Here is a 3,969-nt window from a genome sequence, read left to right as displayed (position 1 = left end):
GCCCCTTAATATTTACTTGATTTCGGCAGCTCTAAAATTTTGTGTAAGTCCCGTAGCGATCGCTTCGACGTAAAATTATTGATTTACAAGCATTATAGTCTAATTTTACCAGTTAAGTTGTGTAAGTCTCACTAAATGTATCTGGAATGCTAGCCAATCACAAACTAGCTAAATCAATTGCAGATCAAGGGTTTTATGAATTTAGGCGACAGCTTGAATATAAAACTCAGTGGTACGGTTCAGAGTTAGTAGTAGTTGACAGGTTTTTTCCATCATCAAAAACCTGCTCAAACTGCGGTCATGTCCAAGATATGCCCTTAAATGTAAGGACTTATGATTGCCCTGAATGTGGATTGTCAATAGACAGAGATTTAAACGCCAGTATAAATTTGAAAGATGCGGTCGGCTTGACCGTCAATGCCTGTGGACGGAGTGCTGCCGACAGTTCCGGTGGAAGCAGGAAGTAAACATTAAAATGTCACTTGTTACGACGTTTTATATCAGTTTTATGAAGCAGTTCCAGTTATTGCTGTTGAACCTGCCAATACTTCCCAGAATTGCTCTAATTGTGGAGAGAAAGTGGTCAAAACTCTCAGCACTAGAACCCATAAATGTCCCCACTGTGGGTATGTTGCAGACCGCGATCGAAACGCTGCGGAAAATATTCTCAAAGCTGCATTGAAACAGTTAGCAAATACCGTCGGGCAGACGGAAATTAACGCCTCTGGAGAGAATGGCCTCTGCTTTGTTGAGGAAACTCAATCTAGTAAGTCAGCTCGAACGAAGAGAAAGAGCAAACCCAAATCGTGAGGTTTGGAATCCCCCGTGCTTTAGCCGGGGGAGAATGTCAATATATCAAATTATCCCATTAGGGAAAAAATCAAAAATTTTAGTAGGAGGTTTCCACCGAACCCCCCCTACAAGGTTTTCTAGAGATGTCTATACAAGGCTTTTCTACTTGACATACTCCCGACGTTGTGCTTACGCGACAACCCAGGATTCTTCAGTCAGGAAAAAAACTGACCGCTGTTTTGCCAGAGGTGATGTCAACCCCCTGCGTTGATCTTGATAGTAACAAAATACCTCCTAGCTTGTTAAGGGTATAAGAAAATTTAGTGCATGGAGGTATCTGACTCTTGGCCTTGGCTTTCATCCCGACGCTCCCCTAATAGCTGCCGCACTTGCTCCGCCAACAGGAGAGCGCGGGACTTCCCGCCAGGGAAGTTAATTTTAAGTTTTCAACCCTGTATAGAACCCATTTGGTATCTTGAGCTGGATGACAATTTTGAGCCATGGAGTCGGGAGTGGGATAGAAGCAATAATTGAAAATACTTCAATACACCCCATCCCCCATCTCCCCATCTGCCCCTTTATTTTTAAATAGATCTCAAATGGGTTCTATATACCAGACCTAACTATTTCTTCGCTTCTTCACGCTCTTTAGCTTCCTTAATTACCACTTCCGCCACATTCGCAGGGCAAGGTGCATAATGGGAAAACTCCATTGAAAACTGACCTCTACCAGAAGTCATAGTCCGTAAATCACCAATATAACCAAACATCTCACTCAATGGCACATCTGCCTTAATACGAGTACCCATAGGCGATGAATCTTGAGACTTAATCATTCCTCGACGGCGGTTGAGGTCTCCAATTACATCACCAACATGATCGTCAGGCGTAAACGCATCAACCTTCATAATCGGTTCGAGTAACTGAGGAGATGCCTTAGAAAAAGACTGTCGATAGGCCGCCTTAGCAGCAATCTCAAAGGCGATCGCCGAGGAGTCAACCGGGTGAAAAGCACCATCCATCAACGTAAACTTCATATCCACACAAGGGAAACCCGCTAACATACCCTTTTCAAAACTACTTTCAAAACCCTTTTGCACGGCTGGCCAAAATTCTCTGGGCACATTTCCACCAGTCACCTTTGACTCAAATTGGAAACCTTCACCTGGTTCAGCTGGCTCAAAAATATAGTCAATCTTAGCAAATTGACCAGAACCACCAGACTGCTTCTTGTGAGTATAACTATCTTCAAGACGCTTAGTAATAGACTCGCGATAAGCTACTTGTGGCTTACCAACTTCCACATCAACCCCATAAGTCCGCTTCAGAATATCAACCTTGATATCCAAATGCAACTCACCCATACCCTTGATAATAGTTTCATTACTTTCCGGGTCTGTCTCAACTCGGAAAGACGGGTCTTCCTGAACCATCTTGCTCAATGCCATGCCCAGTTTTTCCACAGAACCTTTATCTTTTGCTGCCACAGCAATAGAAATCACTGGATCGGGGAACACCATCGGTTCTAGAGTTGCAGGATTTTTAGGGTCACAGAGAGTATGACCAGTTTGGACATTCTTCATACCAACGATAGCAACAATATCACCAGCTTGAGCTGATTCAATTTCTTCGCGAGAGTCAGCGTGCATTTCCACCAAACGTCCAACTCGCTCAGTTTTACCTGTAAAAGTATTCAGCACTGTGTCACCTTTGGACAACATACCAGAATAGATGCGGGTAAAAGTTAGAGCACCATATTTGTCGTCCATGATTTTGAATGCCAAAGCACGCAGAGGCTTCTCAGGGTCAACATAAGCTAAATTACCAGTCTCATTACCCTCTAGATCGATCTCTGGCTGTGGTTTAACTTCAGTCGGGTTAGGTAGATAATCAACTACCGCATCTAGTACCAACTGCACGCCCTTATTCTTGAAAGATGAGCCACAGTAGGTAGGGAAGAAAGCCAACTCATTGGTTCCCTTACGGATGCAATTTTTGAGAGTGTCAATATCTGGCTCTTCTCCTTCCAGATATTTTTCCATTACATCATCGTCTTGTTCGATAGCAGTTTCAACCAATACTTCCCGATATTTCTCTACATCATCAACCATGTTCTCTGGAACGTCTTTAATTTCATATTTGGTTGGGTCTCCAGAATCATCCCATACCCATGCTTTGCGGGTTAGTAGATCGACTACTCCCACAAAATCATTCTCAATACCAATAGGTAATACCATTACTAATGGCTTGGCCGCGAGTACATCTTCAACCTGCTTCACAACCCTGTAGAAATCAGCTCCGGTCCGGTCAAGTTTGTTTACATAGATAATCCGAGAAACTTTAGAATCGTTGGCATAGCGCCAGTTGGTTTCAGACTGGGGTTCTACACCACCAGATGCACAGAATACACCTATGCCACCATCAAGAACTTTGAGAGAACGATATACCTCGATGGTAAAGTCAACGTGGCCAGGAGTATCAATAATATTTAACTGGTGGTCTTTCCAAAAGCAGCTTGTAGCAGCGGATTGAATTGTAATACCCCGCTCTTGCTCCTGTTCCATAAAGTCTGTTGTTGCTGCACCTTCGTGGACCTCACCGATTTTATGGATTTTTCCAGTTAGTTTCAGGATTCTTTCGGTTGTGGTGGTCTTGCCTGCATCAACGTGGGCGAAGATGCCGAAATTACGATAATTAGTGAGGTCTTTTTTCATAATTTAACTCTCTTGTTAGGTGCTACACTTTTGTGTTACTTAAGTATTACATATAGGCGGTAGATTTAGCCTTAGCAGCTAGGAGAGAAATCACTACACAGGTTTCTGCTAGTTAGCTGGCCCTAAGCTGCCGCTGGATTTCAAACATTGGGTTTGAAATATCTGTTTTATGCCCATAATTATATTGCTGATTTTGACATACTCTTCACTTTTAAAGTACAGTAAGGGAGTATTGTGTCTATTTCATGGCATTTCCTGAATCAAGTTGTCCATTTATACTGATGATTGGCCTTTCTAAAATATTTATATTTTCCTACGCCCCAGGGTACTTTTATGCTCTTAGAAAAAATATACTTAAAATGAGTAATTGTATCCATCTTGTCTATGGACCGGTTGGATATGGTTTCGAGATACAGACAAAATTTGATCCCCGTCTCGGATATCAAAGTTGCCTTTGCTTGTC

At 42.6% G+C, this 3,969-nt stretch carries 1 protein-coding gene and 2 pseudogenes; 2 read left to right on the top strand and 1 reads right to left on the bottom strand.

Annotated elements, in window-relative coordinates; translation table 11 throughout:
• Window positions 1–131 precede the first annotated feature (131 nt).
• Both F6K27_RS32575 and F6K27_RS32570 read left to right on the top strand, forming a co-directional pair.
• Window positions 132–467, top strand: a pseudogene (locus F6K27_RS32575) (RNA-guided endonuclease InsQ/TnpB family protein); the annotation flags it as partial.
• 49 nt (window positions 468–516) lie between these two features.
• Window positions 517–810: pseudogene (locus F6K27_RS32570) on the top strand (zinc ribbon domain-containing protein); the annotation flags it as partial.
• Window positions 811–1,415: 605 nt separating this feature from the next.
• Here F6K27_RS32570 and fusA read toward each other — a convergent pair.
• Window positions 1,416–3,506 carry an elongation factor G gene (gene fusA / locus F6K27_RS32565; protein WP_287280042.1) on the bottom strand — a complete coding sequence of 697 codons (2,091 nt, stop codon included), beginning with the start codon at window positions 3,504–3,506 and terminating at the stop codon, window positions 1,416–1,418.
• Between the last annotated feature and the right edge of the window lie 463 nt (window positions 3,507–3,969).

Origin of the sequence: Okeania sp. SIO2F5, assembly GCF_010692685.1 — a bacterium.
GTDB lineage: Bacteria > Cyanobacteriota > Cyanobacteriia > Cyanobacteriales > Microcoleaceae > Okeania > Okeania hirsuta.
The sequence above is the reverse complement of the archived record's forward strand: the minus strand, read 5'-3'. Positions and strand labels throughout refer to the sequence as shown.

Coding starts and splice junctions, on each gene's coding strand:
- fusA (WP_287280042.1), bottom strand. CDS start 3,506: ATGAAAAAAGACCTCACTAATTATCGTAATTTCGGCATCTTCGCCCAC.